General features: G+C 43.8%; 14 protein-coding genes. 10 read left to right on the forward strand and 4 right to left on the reverse strand.

From position 1 onward, the window contains the following. Nucleotides 1-31 precede the first annotated feature (31 nt). From SWOO_RS09330 to atcC, 9 genes are all read left to right on the forward strand, one after another. Entirely contained in the window at nt 32-2,329 is a 2,298-nt protein-coding gene (locus SWOO_RS09330; RefSeq protein WP_012324448.1) for a DNA internalization-related competence protein ComEC/Rec2, read from the forward strand. A 34-nt stretch (nt 2,330-2,363) separates the two neighbouring features. Next, nucleotides 2,364-4,178: a lipid A export permease/ATP-binding protein MsbA gene (gene msbA / locus SWOO_RS09335; protein ID WP_012324449.1), complete on the forward strand. Its 1,815-nt coding sequence runs from the start codon at nt 2,364-2,366 to the stop codon at nt 4,176-4,178. 3 nt (nt 4,179-4,181) lie between these two features. Next, a complete protein-coding gene (lpxK, locus tag SWOO_RS09340) occupies nt 4,182-5,207 on the forward strand; it encodes a tetraacyldisaccharide 4'-kinase (protein WP_012324450.1) in 1,026 nt (341 codons plus the stop codon). Next, nucleotides 5,197-5,373 carry a Trm112 family protein gene (locus SWOO_RS25915; protein ID WP_012324451.1) on the forward strand — a complete coding sequence of 59 codons (177 nt, stop codon included), beginning with the start codon at nt 5,197-5,199 and terminating at the stop codon, nt 5,371-5,373. The genes lpxK and SWOO_RS25915 overlap by 11 nt, the downstream gene beginning before the upstream one ends. A gap of 202 nt (nt 5,374-5,575) precedes the next feature. Then, nucleotides 5,576-6,298, forward strand: a complete 723-nt coding sequence (locus SWOO_RS09345; protein WP_012324452.1) for a lipopolysaccharide kinase InaA family protein — start codon at nt 5,576-5,578, stop codon at nt 6,296-6,298. Nucleotides 6,299-6,866: 568 nt separating this feature from the next. After that, nucleotides 6,867-7,151, forward strand: a complete 285-nt coding sequence (gene atcJ, locus SWOO_RS09350) for a cold adaptation protein ActJcold adaptation protein ActJ (RefSeq protein WP_012324453.1) — start codon at nt 6,867-6,869, stop codon at nt 7,149-7,151. 18 nt (nt 7,152-7,169) lie between these two features. Next, on the forward strand, nt 7,170-7,667 hold the full coding sequence (atcA, locus tag SWOO_RS09355) for a cold adaptation protein AtcA (RefSeq protein ID WP_012324454.1): 498 nt from the start codon (nt 7,170-7,172) through the stop codon (nt 7,665-7,667). After that, nucleotides 7,664-8,419, forward strand: a complete 756-nt coding sequence (atcB, locus tag SWOO_RS09360; protein ID WP_012324455.1) for a cold adaptation protein AtcB — start codon at nt 7,664-7,666, stop codon at nt 8,417-8,419. The genes atcA and atcB overlap by 4 nt, the downstream gene beginning before the upstream one ends. A gap of 11 nt (nt 8,420-8,430) precedes the next feature. Then, nucleotides 8,431-9,324 (forward strand): cold adaptation protein AtcC, encoded by an 894-nt coding sequence (gene atcC / locus SWOO_RS09365; RefSeq protein WP_012324456.1) that lies wholly within the window; start codon nt 8,431-8,433, stop codon nt 9,322-9,324. A gap of 70 nt (nt 9,325-9,394) precedes the next feature. Here atcC and SWOO_RS09370 read toward each other — a convergent pair whose 3' ends face one another. From SWOO_RS09370 to SWOO_RS09385, 4 genes are all read right to left on the reverse strand, one after another. Beyond that, nucleotides 9,395-10,270 (reverse strand): MBL fold metallo-hydrolase, encoded by an 876-nt coding sequence (locus SWOO_RS09370; RefSeq protein WP_012324457.1) that lies wholly within the window; start codon nt 10,268-10,270, stop codon nt 9,395-9,397. A 126-nt stretch (nt 10,271-10,396) separates the two neighbouring features. Further along, entirely contained in the window at nt 10,397-13,474 is a 3,078-nt protein-coding gene (locus tag SWOO_RS09375; RefSeq protein WP_012324458.1) for an efflux RND transporter permease subunit, read from the reverse strand. Beyond that, complete coding sequence (locus SWOO_RS09380) at nt 13,471-16,731, reverse strand: efflux RND transporter permease subunit (RefSeq protein ID WP_012324459.1); 3,261 nt, start codon at nt 16,729-16,731, stop codon at nt 13,471-13,473. Before SWOO_RS09380 ends, SWOO_RS09375 begins: the two co-directional genes overlap by 4 nt. A 13-nt stretch (nt 16,732-16,744) precedes the next feature. Further along, on the reverse strand, nt 16,745-17,824 hold the full coding sequence (locus tag SWOO_RS09385) for an efflux RND transporter periplasmic adaptor subunit (RefSeq protein ID WP_012324460.1): 1,080 nt from the start codon (nt 17,822-17,824) through the stop codon (nt 16,745-16,747). Nucleotides 17,825-18,102: 278 nt separating this feature from the next. Here SWOO_RS09385 and SWOO_RS09390 point away from each other — a divergent pair, with 278 nt between their 5' ends. After that, complete coding sequence (locus SWOO_RS09390) at nt 18,103-18,579, forward strand: GNAT family N-acetyltransferase (protein WP_012324461.1); 477 nt, start codon at nt 18,103-18,105, stop codon at nt 18,577-18,579. Nucleotides 18,580-18,620: the final 41 nt, after the last annotated feature.

Raw genomic sequence — 18,620 nt, forward strand, 5'->3', positions numbered from 1 at the left:
AAATGGTTATTGCTGTCTTAACTAGTTCAGTATGAATCGATTTATGTTTGGTTTTTGCGTCACAATACTCTCAGCCATGTTGTGGCCTTCATTGCCGACAGCTCAACTTACCCCCATTTTAGTTGTAATAGGGGTTCTGATATTAAAGCGTGCGCCATTAATCTCAGGTGTCGTCTTGGCTGTTGCATGGAGTGCGTTTTATGCGCAGCTGGTATTAAGCTGGGATGATCAAAGTATAGACCTTGGCCAGCCTGTAACTGGCGAAATCATATCACTAGTAAATCAAAACAGCGACTGGGTTAGTATGGATTTTCGGCTGTTGGATCATAATTCGACAAACTCTTGGCCAAAAAAAATACGTTTGAGTTGGAAAAAAGCCCCTAAATTGGCGCAAGGTGAGATCTGGGAGCTGGTGATTAAGCCAAAGCCTATCACCAGTGTGTTGAATCAAGGTGGGTATAATCAACAGAAATTACTTCTTAGTCGTCATATCATCAGCAAAGGTAACGTTATATCTGGTGAGCGAATTAAGGCAAGTGATTCTTTGCGTAACAAGCTCTTACAAACACTCAAACCCACCTTAGAAACATTGGCTAATGGCGATCTTATCTTAGCATTACTGCTAGGGGATAGGAGCTTGTTGGATGCAGAGCGTTGGCACGCCCTCAGAGTGACGGGAGCGGGGCATCTGGTGGCAATCTCCGGTCTGCACCTCTCGGTTGTTGGAGCTTGGGTGTTTGTCACCTTATCTAAGTTTCTTAATCTGATATCTCCTTGTGTTGGGCGACGGAATTTGATGTTGGCTGCGGCTTCATCTGCTGTAGCGTGCTGTATTTATGCCTACCTTGCAGGGTTTGCACTACCAACGATTCGCGCTTTAACTATGCTATTGTTATTGGTTTTTTTGACGCTGTTAAACCGATATTCATCTTCTTGGGAGCGCTTGTTGTTTGCGCTTTTTCTGATATTAGTTATCGACCCCTTCAGTTGTTTAAGTGCAGGTTTTTGGCTGTCATTTTCTGCATTATCAATTATTTTACTGACGCTACAGGCTCGTCCCATACCTGTTGCTGATGAGCCTAGCTCCCTGCACAAGAGAGTGTGGCTTAAGTTAAGTCTTTTCTGGGCCATACAGTGGCGATTAAGCCTTGGACTGGGTTTATTGCAGGCAGTGCTTTTTGGTGGTCTGACTCTTTATGGGATCCTATTTAATTTTATATTTGTTCCTTGGTTTAGTTTGCTGGTTATTCCTGCCGCTATTTTCACTTTCGTTATCTGGGGGTTAGGTTTAACAGCTGGATTTAATCTGTCCGTCTTGTTTGAATTGGTCGATAAAACTTTATGGCCTGTTACCCAAGCCTTAGATTTGTTTGTTGTTTTACCTGGTGCTTGGTTACCTATTTCAGATCACATGATGTTGGCGCTGTTCTTTCTTCTGTGCGGATCATGGCTTATGGCAAAGCTGAAAAGTGTGCAGTGGAAGATTATCTCTTCACTCTTGCTTCTACCATTTATCCTTTCGTTAATGTTTAGATGGGGATTGGCCTCAAAGAATCACTGGCAAGTGCACCTGCTCGATGTTGGTCAAGGTCTCAGTGTCGTTATAGAGAGGGGACAACATGGATTAATTTATGACACTGGAGCCCGATATGGTCGGACGTTTAGCTATGCAGAAAGAGTCGTGGTGCCCTTTATTCGAGCCAGAGGCATTACTGAGGTTGATTATCTTGTATTGAGTCATAGCGATAACGATCATGCTGGTGGCGCCTCAACGCTTATCTCTACTTTTCCAGAGGTTGAATTAGTGACAGACATCCCTGAGTATGCCAGCGTCAATTGCAGACCTAAAACCATTATATGGCAGAGATTAAGAGTTGAGATCTTGGCGCCTCGTGTTGTTGAGAAGGGGAATAATGGCTCCTGTGTCGTGAAAGTCAGCGATGAGTATCATCAAGTCTTATTAACTGGTGATATAGAGAGTAGGGCAGAGCACGCCTTACTGAGCCTAGGCGATAAGCTCAACAGTGAACTGCTTGTGGCGCCACATCATGGTAGCAGAACCTCCTCAACCTCTGAGTTTATCAGGTTGGTTTCTCCTCAGTTAGTGCTCTTCCCTTCAGGGTTTAATAATCGTTACGGCTTCCCTAAGCCTGATGTCTTACGTCGCTATCAGGACCATGGAGCAGAGCACCTTATTTCGGGACGACAGGGGCAGATCAGTGTGATTTTTAATCGAGAACAGCGTGATATTCGAACATACCGGGCCAATTTAGCCCCTTTTTGGTACAACCGATTGTTTGAATTTGGTCAGAATGATAATCCAGAGTAGAATGCGTTTTTTGAATTAAGAATAGATTTGGTTAATGACAACATCTTCCAATCAAGAAGTCTGGACAGTATTTAAGCGTTTGATGGTGTATATCAAACCGCTTAAAGGTGTGTTTTTTCTGGCGGTAGTAGGCTTAGTGCTTTATGGCCTGGTCGATATGACATTTATTGCCGTAATTAAGCCCTTTATCGATGGCGGGTTTGGTGGACAAGCGAGCCAAATTCCCTCCGCGGCCAATGGATTAGATTTAGGTACAACTGATGGGTTTAACTCATCAAGCGATGTGCTTATGATGGCACCTTTTGTCGTTATTGGCCTGTTTACATTGCGTGGTTTGGCAAATTTCCTGTCGACTTACTGTGTTTCGTACATGAGCGCTAGGCTCATTATGGATATGCGTCAGCATGTGTTTGATCACTATCTTACGTTGCCAGTTAGTTACATGGATAGAGAAAATACCGGCAGTTTAATCTCTCGGGTAACCTATGATACAGAGCAGATTGCCCGTGCGACTGGCAGCGCCTTGATCACTATGGTACGTGATAGCATCACAGTTGTGGGTATGTTGACCGTGATGTTTTACTACTCTTGGAAACTCTCCCTGTGTATCTTGATTATCGGTCCTATTATCGGTGTGATTATTACGGTTGTTAGCCGACGTTTTCGTAAGGTCTCTAAACGAATTCAAACCGCAATGGGTGGTGTTACCGCGGCTACGGAGCAGATGATCACAGGGCATAAGAATGTGCTCTCTTTTGGTGGTCAAGAGGTTGAGTCTCAACGTTTTGGCGTCGTTAATGAACAGAACCGTTACCAAACCATGAAGCTTGCCATGGCGCAATCAGTCAGTCAGCCATTAGTGATGGTGATTGGCTCATTTGCCTTAGCGTTTGTTCTGTATGCAGCCAGTTTTGAAAGCTTACAATCTGAGCTAACCGCGGGAACCTTTGCCACGATTTTAGGTGCCATGTTGGCGATGCTAAATCCTATTAAAAGTCTGACTCGCGTGAATGCTGAATTTCAACGTGGTATCGCAGCCTGTACTACGGTTTTTGAACTTTTGGATATTGAACCTGAAAAGGATGAAGGCAAACATACTGTGGAGAGAGTGAAGGGGAATTTGAGTTTTAATCATGTCTCTTTTCGCTATCCTGAGCAGGAAGGCCTTGCACTCGATAACATAGACTTTTCTGTCAAGCAGGGTCAAACCATCGCTTTGGTGGGTCGTTCTGGTTCAGGCAAGTCTACCATTGCCAGTTTAATCACACGTTTCTATACCGGTTTGAGTGAGGGCGAAATAGTGCTCGACGGTGTCAGTATTGACGATTACACCTTAGAGTGTCTTCGAAGCCAGGTGGCTCTGGTGTCTCAGCAGGTGACACTATTTAATGATTCCATCGCCAATAACATCGCTTATGCTTATTCTGGCGAGGTGAGTCGTGAGCAGATTATTGAAGCGGCGCGCTCCGCCCATGCAATGGAGTTTATTGAGTTACTCCCCGATGGTTTAGACACTCAAATTGGTGAAAATGGAGTGATGTTATCCGGTGGCCAGAGACAGAGAATTGCGATAGCCAGAGCGATACTGCGTAACTCTCCTGTACTTATCTTAGATGAAGCCACATCTGCCCTAGACACTGAATCGGAGAAGGCGATTCAGCAAGGGTTAGATAACTTGAGACTCAACAGAACATCCATCGTTATTGCTCATCGATTGTCGACGATTGAGGCGGCGGATCAAATCCTTGTGATTGACCAAGGTAAAGTTGTTGAGCGTGGTAACCATGCTAGTCTGCTTGAGCAAGAGGGAGTCTACTCTAACCTTTATCAGATGCAGTTTGGCAGCTAATTGATGCAGGATTTTGTTAATAGACTCTGGTATCCGAAAGCCGATGATTGTATCGGCTACAGAGGGATAAAGTGGTTACTTACTCCACTTAGTTTGTTGTTTTGGTGTGTCAGTAGCCTTCGTAGGCTGCTGTTTAAGCTTGGTATCAAGGCCGCAGTGTCTCTTCCTGTTCCTGTGATTGTTGTGGGCAATATTACGGTGGGGGGCAGCGGTAAAACGCCTACCGTTATCTACCTTATTGAACTCCTGCGTGCCCAGGGATTAAATCCAGGTGTAGTCAGTCGAGGTTATGGGGTTAAGATTGACGGCGTTAAAATCGTTGAGCCTCACTTAGGCGCTGATAGTGTGGGTGATGAGCCTGCTATGATAGTGGCCAGAACTCAGGTTCCTATGGTGATAGGCAGCGATCGCGTTAGTGCTGCTAAGTGTTTAATTGAGCGTTTTGATGTTGATATCATTATTAGTGATGATGGCCTTCAGCATTATAAAATGGCGCGGGATGTTGAGTTACTTATTCTTGATGGTGAGAGACGTTTTGGAAATGAGTTGCTGTTGCCGGCAGGTCCTCTTAGGGAGTTGACAGGCAGACAAAAAACAGTGGATTTCACCATAGTGAACGGTGAAGCGAAAGAGGGCGAGTTCCAGATGATACTTGAGCCAACCCGCTTTATACCTGTATCTCCCCGTTCTGAGTTGGTTTTTGAGCCCGTTGAGCATGTTGTCGCTATTGCGGGGATCGGGAATCCTGAGCGGTTTTTTACCACTTTAGCTCAATCAGGTGTTGAGGTGATAAAAACCAAGGCGTTTGAAGATCATCAAAAATTCAGCTTAACGCAGATAACTCAAGTTACCGGAAACTCTCCTGTGTTGATGACTGAAAAAGATGCGGTTAAATGTCGCGATTTTGCAAAAGAAAACTGGTGGTATTTGGCTGTAGATGCCAAGCTAGCAGAAAATTTTGATCAGCGACTGATGGATAAAGTTCGTCAGGTTATCGCTGTTAAACAAGGAAATAGAGATGTCGTTTGATAAAAAGTTATTAGAGATCGTCGCTTGCCCTGTGTGTAAAGGGAAATTAGATTACGATAAAGCGAAACAGCAACTGATCTGTAAGCTTGACCGCTTAGCTTACCCGATAAATGATGGGATCCCTGTTCTTCTTGAGAATAAAGCTGAGAGTTGGGAAGAAGCCTAATCTTAGCTATGTAGTCAAAAGCGCTTTTACAAGCGCTTTTTTGTTTCTCTTTCCTTGTGTTCTTTGTGATCTGTTTGATTTACCCTCTATCTTCACTGTTATCGATACTTGCTTGAGCACTCAAAGTGGATTTTACTTTTTCGGTTTGCTTTAACTGGAGCAAATACGCATAATCACCTCTCATTTTCTCGGAGTAAATTGCGTGCCTAATCAGACCTTCAGATCTCTCGTTGATACAGTATTGAATGACAATAAGGGCGAGAGGGTTGTACGATTTGAACATCTTGGGCAGGTGTATTGGCTAAAGCAAGCGGAAAAGTTAACCGGTGCCATGCGTTTTTTAAAGGCCAATCCCAAAACTGCGATTCAAACTGAAATTGAGACATTAACTCAACTGGCTAAACAGGGAGCTCAGGTTCCCGAGCTTGTCTGTTTCGATGATAACTTTCTTGTTGTTGCCGATGTGGGCAAAACACTCAGTGAGTGGATAGTAAATCCTGAGGTTGATCAGGCAAAGCGCTTGAGAATCTTGACTGACAGTGGTGAAGCTTTAGCTAAACTTCACCGCTTAGGTCTAGCCCATGGTCGACCAGCATTAAGGGATATTAGCTGGCACGATGGCAAGATCAGTTTTATCGATTTTGAAGCAAGTCAGAACAGCAAAGATATTACCTATCAACAGAGGCGGGATATACTTGTTTATATTCATAGCCTTTACCGCTACCTAGGCCCTAACCATGAGATGATAACGCCGGTGATAAAGGCTTATCGTGACGCCGGAGGTGAGCATATTTGGCAAGAAGCTAAAGCTTGGATAGCTCCTTGGCAATTTCTCTATTACGCCTTGTATCCGTTAAAAGATATTGGAGGCAAAGATCTTCGTCCCATCTATTGGTTGCTGTGGCATTTTAAGCAAGTTAATTAATGAGATAGTCTTAGGGACTTAACCTTAAAGCATTTTATTGTTATCGTTAACACTTAATACCAGTTGCATTAAGTATCTGACCATTCAGCGGGAGTTCAAAGCGCTGTAGGCAAGGCAGGGTATCGAAGCTAATAGTTATTCTATATCTAGAGACCCAAACGCAGCATAAAGTGCTTTGAAACCCGCACTATGTGAGCGTCTCAGGATTTCCTCTTCTGCTTTGCATTGACTTAAAAGGGAATAACCATTTCTTAGTCAATGCGCCTTGAATAGAAAACCCTGAGGCACTCTGAATTGATTACATACTTAATGCAATTGGTATAAGCCACAAACATTAAAGCTTAATAAAAGGGAGTTAGTCTGCTCTTTTATCTCCTTTTAGGAGTGCTATGCTTTGGATTTTGTGTTGTGCTCAACTCTTCCAGCCGTTAAACTTCCGCCTCCAAAAATTTGGTTGGGCTAAGGTTTGGTAACATTGGGCTTATACGAACGTTAGCAGGTGAATGTTCACTATTGGATCTATCCATTTATATTTTGACATGAAGAATAATCGCCCACAGGTAATAACATGATTAACCACTTTAGCGTGCTTGGCATTAAGGCAAGTGCAAATGAAGATGATATTAAGAAAGCATACAAACGTTTAGCAAACCGATTCCATCCGGATAAACTACTCGGTGCATCCGATGAAGATAAGCAGCAAGCTGAGGTACAACTTCAGCGAGTAAAGCAAGCTTATGAAGTGCTGTCTAACCCTAAACTTAAAAGCGCTTTTGTTAAAGACTTCAATAATGTCATTGTGACCGACCCTGCTGCCGCTATGCGCGAGCTGTGGGATCAATTTTATTCTTAAGTTAAATTCAGAGCAATCATGGCAACATCACTTAATCTCTCACGCATTGATGAGTTAAAAGAGAATGCATACAGTAATATCGAGTCTTACAACGACCCTGATACCCCTAATGCTTTAGCGCAGTTTACTAGTCAAATTAAGGCTGTATTACTGGCAGATCCTGCTCTGCTTAACTCAGTACCTGAATACCTGCCAATAGCCCTCTATGACAGAGTTAAATTTCCCCCTGAGGCTAAGCTCAAGTGGTCAGGATGGATAGATGAGGGGATACAACCAGAGTGGAATGACTTTAAAACTACGGTTGCATTTAATAATGCTGACATCCCATTGGTGATGGCTGTACGTGGTCACTCTGAGACACTTCTGATTGAGAGCTGTGCAGTGCTCTTTTTGTTAGAGAATCAAAATAATACACCATCTGCTAGTAAAGAGACCGATCAAGATGATGACAATGACATCGAAGATGATGAAGACGGTTATTACGATCAGTACGATTACAATGAGGAGTACTCATGAATAATTTGATTGAAATTACCGCCGCTGAGATTAAGCAGTTGGCTGATGTAGAGCCTCAACAGGCGAGTAAGAAATTTGAGTTGATGGCGAATACCATGACCGATGAGGTTTTGGTTGAAGTGATTGAGCATATGGATATTGTGACCTTGACTCAAATTAACAGCCACCACGATATCTCTTGTCCGTCGATCATGTCTGAGTTGATGAGTCCTGAGCAGATCCGAGATATTGTTTGTCAGCAGCCTCTTTATTGGGAGGAGAAGATTAAGAGTAATGCCGATGAATTAAGTCAGCATACTTTTGATTTTTTGACCTACCTTATCCGTATACAGGATAGCGAAGCTAAGCAGGTCGCTATTTTAGAGTGTATCGCTGAAGACCCTGCCGGTCTTTTCTACCTCTCTATTCCATTTATTGAGCTGATCCTTGGGCCATCGACAGATACTGATGTGCAGATCAATGATACTTATGATGATGAAGATGACGGTGAGACCATAGGTTTTAGTGATCGTAGTGCTGAGGAGGAAGCCCATAGCTTAAGCATTGATGACCCTCGCAGCCTGTTAGCTTTGATCCGTGAAATTGCACCAGATGTTGAAAAGTCGATTAAAAATCTGCTTCGTAGTGAAAACTCAGGCTGGATGAATATCATCAACAAATTTGTTAGTGAATTAGTTATTCAGGCTAAAGAGAAGAATCAAGTGGCTGATGAATACGCTGAAGTTGATGATATGTTTAGTTTTCTTGATTAAGGGCTCGGAAAATGCAAATAGTATTACGAGATAATGATCAAGGGCCATTTTTAAGTAAAGTGTTAGCTTATGGCCAAGCTGAGTCCTTACTCGATGAAGCGCAGCTTGCTCAAATTAAGGCTAAAGCTGTGTTGATGAGCCTTAAGCTTGCCGATAAATTTTATAATAAGTATAAGATGCACTTGCTAGAGCATGCTGCCTTTGATGTTATCGGGGTGGTGAGTTTAGGCTTGATGGAGCAGAGCGAGCGAGATCTTAACCGTGGACTTAGCCTTTTGATGACAGCCGATGGTATCGTAAAGTCATTTCAAAAAGGTTGGAGCATGCTCACAACCGTGAGTAAGTATAAGCTTAGCGGTAAATCAATCTATGGCGATATAGATAAAGTCTTACTTGAAAAGGTCTCTTGCCCGAGTGACGCTCAGGAGTGGAGTGGATGGCAAGCTTATCAAGAGGCATTATCGGATTTTAATCGTCAAGAATCTGTGGTGAGTTTACTCAGGCAGTTTTATTCCCAAGCAAGTTACGACCCTTTAGATTGTTTAAGCCTTGAAAGTGTATTTGCTGAAGTGGTCTTGTATCGCTTGTTTTTTGGACCCGTTAAGATTAAGCAAGACCTTAAGCAACGTTTGGCCCATATTGAACTCGAAGAACATTGGTTTACCCTTGACCATATTGAACTTGAGATGAACAACACGCTTGGTGAGTTACCACCGGCGCTTGCTGAAACCATTAGTGTAGATTTAGGTAAGTATTTTGCTCCTGGGTTACTGCGTACCTTAACTTTTGCTAAGGGCTACCGTGAACAGCTGTTAAAAGGGGTAAGTCCTGAGCGTTTGGAGCGACTAGAGTACAAAGAGGGGCTAACAGGTTTGTTAGGTTGGCCTATCTATATTGTGATGTAGTGCCATCCGTTAGATAAACAGAAAGCGGAAACACCGATGGGTGTTTCCGCTTTTTTATACCTTTTTATGACTATTTTTTTAGCCCGTTATAGAGAGTGTCTATCCATTTTTTCTCTGAAATAAACCTCCACTCCCAAGCTTGCCATTTCTCAGGCATACCTTCAGCTTGGATCTCATCAAGGGTCTGCTGTGCTTGCAACTTGCTCTCCATCCAATTGATGGATGCATCAAGCATATGCTTAAATCGGATCAGGTCATTTCTAGTTGCAAGTGATCCATGGCCTGGGATCACCTTGGTTTCATCATCAATTTTGCGGATCATCGCAGCGACATTGTTACGGTAGCCTTTAACGGAGCCGCCAGCGTTGAGATCGATATAGGGAAACCTATCTTTAAAGAAAAGATCTCCCATATGGAGGACGCTTTTGTCCTGCCAAAGCACAATACTGTCGCCGTCAGTGTGGCCCGGCCCCATATGTAACAGCTGAAGGTTTTCCCCATTAAAATGTATGTTAATACCTTCATGGTAAGTGATGCTAGGTAAACCTTCAGGTGTGTAGCTTGTGTTGCCAGAGAGACGAGAGAGCACATTATGGTGGGCTAAAATTACCCCATCAATGCCAAATAGATTATTGCCCCCAGTATGATCCCCGTGATAGTGGGTATTGACCACATATTTGGGTTTACCTGTTTGTATTTTTGATAGAGCCGCAGAGATCTTATCGGCTAGAGGTGCAAATTGATTATCTATGATAAGGATACCGTCACTGCCGGCAGAAACGCCAATATTGCCACCTGAGCCTGTAAACATGTAACTGGTTTCTGTTAGTTGCTGAGGTGTTATCTCCACATCTTTAAATCTGTCATCGTTTGCAAACGCAGAGGTTGTGAGTAGATAACTTAAGCTTACACTGAGCAGTAAACGAGTGTTCATCATATGGGCCATCTTTTTTATTAATTATGTTACTTAAGATAACCTTAGGTTGGGTTTATCACAACAAATTCAGCACTTGGTAACAACAAAGGCTGCTTTTGCAGCCTTTGTTTCACATAATCAGAGCTTTTTGCTATATTAATTTGCCCAAGGAAGCAGTCTCCTTGATACGCGATCTGCTTGTCCCAATTTCACCGCAGCGCCAAATCGCATTCTATAGAGTGCTTGGTAGCATAGGGGGACCAGATATAAACTGGTGACTGTAGAGAAAGTCAGCCCGCCAATAATAGCGATAGCCATCGGTGAATAGGAGGGACCGCCGCCACCTAGTTGAGTATCACCCATTGCAAGAGGAATAAGCCCTAGAACGGTGGTACCAACAGTCATCAATACCGGACGTAAGCGTGAGTTACATACTTGGCTGATGGTGTCAGATAACTTATCCAGATCTGGTGACATTTGATTTATCTGATCGACCAACACTATGCCGTTATTCACCACCACTCCCATTAAGATCAAAATACCTATCATGGGCATTATATCCATGGAGGTTCCGGTAAACAGTAGTGCCCAAAATACCCCTGTGATAGAGAACAGAATGGATGTGATAATGGCCGTTGGTAGTAGCAATGATTCAAACAGAGCGGCCATTACGATATAGATCATGGCAATCGCTAAGATCATGTTGGTTGCCATTATGGCTTCATCTTCATCCTGTTTCTGAAAACCGCCTCTTAGGGAGTAGTCATAACCCGATGGGAAGTTAACCGCTTCCATAATCTTGGTTATCTCCTCCTGTGCCTCTTCCATTGTAAGGTCATCAAGGTTAGCACCAATAGAAAGAGCCGTTTGCCTGTCATAGTGTCTTATCGTGTCGAATCTGGCTTGGATATTAACCTTGGCTAAACTCCCTAGCGTGTACACTCGGTCATCAATTCGTATGATAGGTAGCTGCTTGAGTTTCTCAAGAGATAGGCGCCATTGCTGCTCAAAGGCGAGCTCAATTCGCAGTTCGCCATTAGGGTCGTGGCGGAAGGATCTCAGCTGGCTTCCACGCAGTGCCATGGAGATATTAGCGGCTATTTCGTTAAGCTTTAAGTCAAGACGAGCAGCTAAATCTCGGTCGATATGAATAATGACCTCCTGCTGCGCCCCACTTAATTCAGAACGTACATCAGTTAACCCTTCAATAGAGGAGAGTTGGGGAATAACCTGCTCGCTGAGTTTGATGAGTTCGCTGGTGGATCGGCCTGTAAGCGAAACCCTGAGCCCATTATCATCATTACCCCAACCAAACTGAGGTTTTGCGATGGAAAACTTAGGAAACCCTTCACGTATGGTTTTCTTAAGCACCTTCATGTCGACCTCTGTATCTTCATTGAGGATAAGTGTTGATTGACCGCGGTCGGCAGAGAAGTAGCTATAGACTGAATCTATCTGGAACGCCTCTTTATTGGCATAAAGGTAGGTTTCCATCTTGGTTATCATCGCTTCGGTGACATCTAAACTATGACGTCCCTCTACCTGATAGTTAATATAGAGTCGATTATTTCCCTCACCATCGGATTTATCTTGTTTTACCATACTAATAGGCAGGGCTGTCGTGGCCAGTATGATAAGGGCGATAACACCTGAAGTTTTAGGATGAGATAAGATCCAGTTCAAACTACGTTGGTAGTTGATACGCAGTTTGCTGTCTTTTTTCTCCGGCTCTATTTCAAAATGCATCTTGCTTAACATAAGAGGTAGTAAAGTTTTCGCCACTAACAGTGATGCAGCTAGTGAAATACAGATGGCGATAGCGACATGTTCTAAGAAGATGGTTAGCTCGACCTTCACGCCAAAAATATTGGGTAAAAACACAATCGCCGTCGTCAGGGTACCTGCTAAAACAGCTAGAGAGACCTTATTTACACCGGTTAATATTGCATTATCACTTTCAGCTTGCCCATCATTTAACTGCGAACTCTGTGAGTTTTTCTGAGCTTGTTTCTCCTGTAATACACTTTCGGTGACCACAACGGCATTATCGATAAGCATACCGACAGCTAGCAGTAGCCCCATCATTGAGAGGATGTTTAGGCTGTAACCGAGCAAGTACATCGCCGCTAATGTCATGCAGATAGAGATAGGTACAGAGGTGACCACGACCAATGTCATTTTTAGATTACGTAGAAACAGATATAGCACAGCGAATGAGAGTAGGGCGCCGATGAGACCTGCTGTTAGTAGATCTTCTAATGATGAGGTTACCCCATAGGCTTGATCTTCCATGACAAACAATTTTACCCCATTAAATTGAGGATCTTGCTTGGCGCTTTCAATCACTTTCATCACACGTTTAGAAACATCAACTAAGTTGGCTCCTGATTCTTTAAATACGTCTAGACCCACAGCATACTTCTGATCTAAATGGCGGCCATCTAAACGCTCTGGCAGGGAGAAATTGACGGTGGCAATATCCCCTAAAGTGACCCCAGGTTTAAGCACGAGTGCATTTATGTCATCAAGATCCCTAAACTCACCTTTTGGCGAGACTTGATAGACTTGAGAGCCAGTACGTAAGACGCCTGCATTGACAACAAAGTTCTCCTGTCGCAGTCGGCGATTTAACGCTTGTATTGAGATGTTGCTTGAAGAGAGTTTATCTGCATTTAAACGTATCTCGATCTGTTTTTGCTCAACACCATAGAGGGTGACTTGTGAGACACCCTCCACTCGTTCAAGGGGGCGTTTAAGCTGCTTATCTAGCAGGTCAAAAGCGCCAGAGAGTTCACGATCGCTCGATATTCTTAAATTGAGCACTGGCATATCGGCGGTTGAGAACTGGCGGATTAACACGCGCTCGACATCCTTGGGTAACAGATGTCTTACGGCGTCGATCTTCTCTCTCGCTTCCAAGCTTTTAGTGGCAACATTCTGTCCCCACTTCATTTTCAACTCAATCTCTGCACCATTTTGTGATGAGTTTGAACGCATCTCCTCAATGCCGCTCATGGTCGCCAGTGACTCTTCGAGTACGCGGGTGATATCACGCTCCACTTCTGCCGGTGTAGACCCTTTATAAGGGACTTCGATATTTACCTGTGGTATATCGATCCCTGGGAACATCTCTAGCGGCAGTAGACGACTGGAAGCGAGACCAAAGAGGAGTATGGCAACGAAAAACATGCTCGTTGTCACAGGCCTTTTAATGGCTAAACGGGTTAAGTTCATGCCTGACCTCCGCTATTAACCAATGTGTTGCTCTCTTTTACTTCTTTATGTGTAAACTCTTTACGGTCAAATAGGGCATAAAGCACAGGGATAACCACAAGCGTTAACAAGGTGGAGAGGCAGAGGCCAAATATCACGGTAATGGCCATTGGTGCCCTGACTTCCGAGCCATCCCCCAAGCCTAGCGCCATAGGAGATAGTCCTAAAGCTGTGGTTAAGGTCGTCATAATAATCGGACGTAAGCGAGATTTAGCCGCATTAGATATTGCTGTGATTTTATCGAGACCGTCTTGACGCAGTTGATTAATTCTATCCACCAAGACAATGGCGTTGTTAACCACAATACCTGCCAGCATAATCAAGCCGATAAATACAACAACACTGAGGTGAGTTTGGGTTATGTAGAGACCCAAAATACTGCCTCCCACCGCCATAGGCACTGCGATTAGGATCAGTAGTGGATGAAGCAGTGACTCAAACTGACTCGCCATCACCAGATAAACCAAGAATACCGCGAGCACTAGGGCAATTTGTAGTGATTGGAAAGAGTGCTCCATCTCCTCATTTTGTCCACCAAACCTTGCCTGAATTGAAGTCGGCAGCGTCTGCTGACCTAAAATCTCTCTTGCTTCTAGTACTGCTTCATTGAGATCTCCATAAGCCAGGTTTGCAGAGACAATGGCAACTCGCTGTTGACTGATGCGGTTGATTGCCGATGGGCCTAGCTTTAATGACACGTCAGCAACGGCACTGAGTGCAATAGGATGACTGCTATCTGGATTAACGATCATGGAGTCGATGTCACTGATTTGATCGCGCTCCTCAGCTTCACTGCGCACTAAAATATCAACTTTACGGTCTCTGACTGTGTACTGGCTGGCAATTGTGCCACCGATACGCTGAGCAATACGGTTAGCCACAGTTGGCGCATCCATTCCCAGCTTAGCGAGACGCTCATGGTCGAAACGTATGCTGAGTTCAGGTTGACCGTCACGAAGGCTAGTGTTGATATCAGCAAAGCGGTCTGAATCCGATAGCGCATCGACTAGGTTGTCTGCTGTACTTTTTAGCTGAGTTAAATCGTAACCGACCAGCTCAATCTCTAACGGAGTTTTAAAACTAAAGAGTTCAGGGTGCTGAATTTTTGCTTCCAGTTCAGGAATACGCATCGCCGTGCGTCTTAGAACGTTGGCCACGGTATCAAAAGCACTGTGATCGGCTAATACGACCTGTAGGCGTCCCCAGTTCTCACCTCCTCGAGATGTATCAGATGTCATTAATCCGCCGCTTCCCGCTTGGCTGTATGCGTGTTTAACATCGTCTCTGTCTTTAATGGAGAGAGCGAGTTTTCGAAGGACGTTATCTGTTTCTGATACCTCTGTTCCTGGTGGAAGCAAGATCTCTACATAGAACTCACCTTGATTCATTGGGGGGATAAGCTCCATCCCTAGTTTTGGTATTAGGGATGCGGCGCCTAAGGTGACGAAAAGGGCAATAGCGATAGTCAGTACTTTTAGTCTTAATGCTAGGGCCAGTAGGGCGTGATAAACCACCTCTAATTTATGATACATCCAGTTAAAACCTGAGCTGATTGGTCTCATAAATAGACCCGTAAGCCAAGAGGTAAGGCGGCCTAACATCAAGGCCAGTGTCAGTAGTGCGCTCGGCAGATAGCTGAACAGCAGTACAAAGGGGAATGAAAAAACGGTGGCACTGTAGTATTTCAACTTACCGATTTTAGTCTCAGGCTTAGGTTTCTTTACCTTTTCCATTAATGGTGGCAGGGATTTAAAGCCCTCTCTTGATGCCAACATCGGGATAGTGGTAAGTGCAACAAGCAATGAAGCGAGCAGGGCGAAGGTGACAGTTAATGCTTGATCTGAGAATAGGGCACCGGCAACACCATCGACGAACACAAGAGGAACGAAAACGGCTAACGTGGTTAAGGTCGATGCGAAAATAGCGCCCGCCACCTCTTTTGTACCAGTAACAGCGGCATCAAGTTTATTCATCCCCAATGAGCGGCATCTATCTATGTTTTCCAGCACAACAATGGCGTTGTCGACGAGCAATCCGACCGCGAGTGCTATCCCCCCAAGTGACATTATGTTTAGGCTGATATCGGCAAAGTACATCATGTTAAATGTGGCAATGACAGAGAAAGGAATAGAGATTGAGATAATTAAGGTTGGAATTATATCCCTTAAAAACAGATAGATGACCAACATAGAAAGCAAGCTACCTATCAGAGCCGCAGAGGTCACTTCGCTGACAGCACTCTCGATAAATTCAGATTGGTCATATATCACTTTTAGCTCAGTGTTATTGTCCTCATTGAGTTTATTCAGCTCTGCGGTTACTTTACGTGCTACTGTGACTGTGTTGGCGTCTCCCTCTTTGTATATGGCTAATTCAATCGATTCTTGATCGCCGATTCTGGTTACATCATTACGCTCTTTATGGGCATCAATAATGTTGGCGACTTCAAACAGTCTAACTAACGTTTGGTCATCTCGGTAAACGACGATTCGGCCTAACTCTTCAAGCGAGTTGAACTGATTTAATGTTCTAACAAGATACTCTTTTTCTCCCTGGATCACTTTACCGGCAGAGAGGTTAATGTTCTCCTCTGCAATACGGTTGCGGATAAGATCTGCATTAAGGTTTAGTTGGGTTAATTTTTGCTGATTAAGCTGAATATGAACCTCTTGCTCAAGGCCGCCAGATAGCCTGACTGCGGCTACTCCACTTAGTGACTCAAGTTGGCGTTTTAACTCCTCCTCGGCATAGGTTCTCATCTGTTTCAGTTCGCTATCGCTGGCATCTGGCACTGACAGGGCTAAGCGCACGATCGGATCAAGGTTTGGGTTAAACCGCAGTAATAGCGGTTTTTTTACATCAAGAGGGAGTTCAATGGTGTCGAGTTTCTCTCTCACATCGAGACTCGCCATATCCATATCTGTGCCCCACTCAAATTCAAGTACAACATCAGACATACCTGAACGTGAGATGGAGCTGATTTTACGTAGCCCTTTTACAATACCCGCGGCTTCCTCAATGGGTTTAGAGACAAGTTGCTCAACTTCGACGGGAGCTGCACCAATGTATTGTGTCCGAATAGTAATGGTGGGGTAGCTTAAATCTGGCAGTAACTTTACTGCCAGCCTAGAGAAGCCAACCATACCAAATAAGATGATAGCAAACATAAACATCCAAACAGTGACAGGTCGGTTTACCGATGTTTTTATAATAGACATAGACCCAGTTCCTTTATTTGCTTGTTGATGCTAGGTCTAGAGAGCTGATGACCTCAACCAGAGACTGGTCTTTAAGGTTTTGATGACCGCGGATCACTATCTGCTCACCAGGCTCTATTCCTGAAACCACTTCAACCGTATCGGCTTCACGGTAGCCTAGTGAAACTGAGCGGCGGTTGGCATTTGTGCCATCGATAACATATAAAGCAAACTCGTTATCTTGATTAACGACTGCGTTATAGGGAACGGTGATCACGTTATTATGGGTGTCGTACCTCAGCTCAACTCGGGTAAACATGCCTGCTTTTAATTTTGAGTCACTGTTAGGAACGGAAAGTGTCACTTTAAAGGTGCCGCTTTGTGCATCAACGACTGGGCTGATACGCAGCACTTTTGCATGTACAGTGTCTTGTGTGTTCTTATTGGCAAATATTTGTGCGTCTTGGCCTAGTTTTAAACTTTCAAGTTGCTGCTCTGGAAGATGAACAATGCCATAAAGTTCATCTTGATCAACAACATAAAACAACTCTTCGAACTCTTTCGCCATGTTGCCAGCTTTGACAAATCGGGTTGCTATTACGCCATCAATGGGTGAACGAACCATGCTCTCTTCAACTTGAAGCGCGGCCAAGTCTCGTTTTGCGATAGCAGCTTGCAAGTTGTATTCAAGCTTTGCCATTGAGTCAGCACTGAAAAACTCTTTGTTGTTCATCTTTTTGAGGCGGTTTAGCTCCTGCTCAATAATCTCAACTTCTGCTTGTGAGCGGGCTAGTTCATATTTTTGTCTTTTGGCATCGATAACAGCAAGTAGTTGACCTTTAGTGACTCTGTCTCCCTCTTCAACATTGATGCTCTCTATTAAACCTGAGATCCGAGTAACGACATTGGCTTCTTGTGGAGCTTCTAAGGTAGCTGTTGTACTGTAAAATGAGGAGACGTCTCCTTGAATCACAGTGGTTGTTTCTACTGGTACGGCGTACTTCTCCTCCTCTTTAATTTCCTCTTCTGCGCCACAGGCACTTAATACGCCGACTAAAACTAATGGAAGGGCAAGTTTGAAATAGTTATTAGCACGTTTATTTAGAGAGTCCATGTAAGATTACCTATGTTTTTTGATTCCAATTAATACTAACTAAGCACAACTTGTGCCAAAGTTTAAATCCTATGTTAATCAATCTTTTAAGTGATTCTTTTCTCTTTTGATTAACTGCTTAGTAAACTTTGTAGCGAAAATGTTTAAAAAATGATGATTTTGACTATAGGGTTAATCTGAATAAAATGGGTGACTGAATTAAGTCTAATTGCAACAAAATGTAGCTAGAGAGATATGATAAAAAATCAGAGGCTTATTTAGGTTCATAGGAGAGTGGTTTGATTAAGGTAAGGGCGTTTAATGCGCAGAGTTCAAGCTCCGATATTGATGAGCTGTGGACACTTAAGTTTAATACTATCAGAAAAGTCAATTGTAGAGATTATACGCAAGCGCAAGTTAAGGCCTGGGCACCTGATAGTTTTGATCGTGAAAGCTGGTTAAAGAGGGTGAGTGAGATGGACCCTCTCATTGCTGAGGTTGATGGCGTGGTTGTCGGTTTTGCTGATCTTCAAGTCGACGGCTATATCGATCATTTCTTCTGTCATCTGGACTACCAAGGTAGAGGGGTAGGTAAAACCTTAATGAAAGCGTTAATGGAGAAAGGAGCGCGCTTAGGTGTGCCGCGTTACTACTCGCATGTCAGTATTACCGCTAGGCCTTTTTTCGAGCATTTTGGCTTCACGCTGGTGAAACAGCAAAGTGTTGAGGTGAGAGGAGAGGTGCTTACCAATTATGTGCTGGAGAAGATTGTTTAACCAATTTGTTTTAATTTGCTTATTTTATGACATTAAAAAAG

This window comes from Shewanella woodyi ATCC 51908, assembly GCF_000019525.1.
Taxonomy (GTDB): domain Bacteria; phylum Pseudomonadota; class Gammaproteobacteria; order Enterobacterales; family Shewanellaceae; genus Shewanella; species Shewanella woodyi.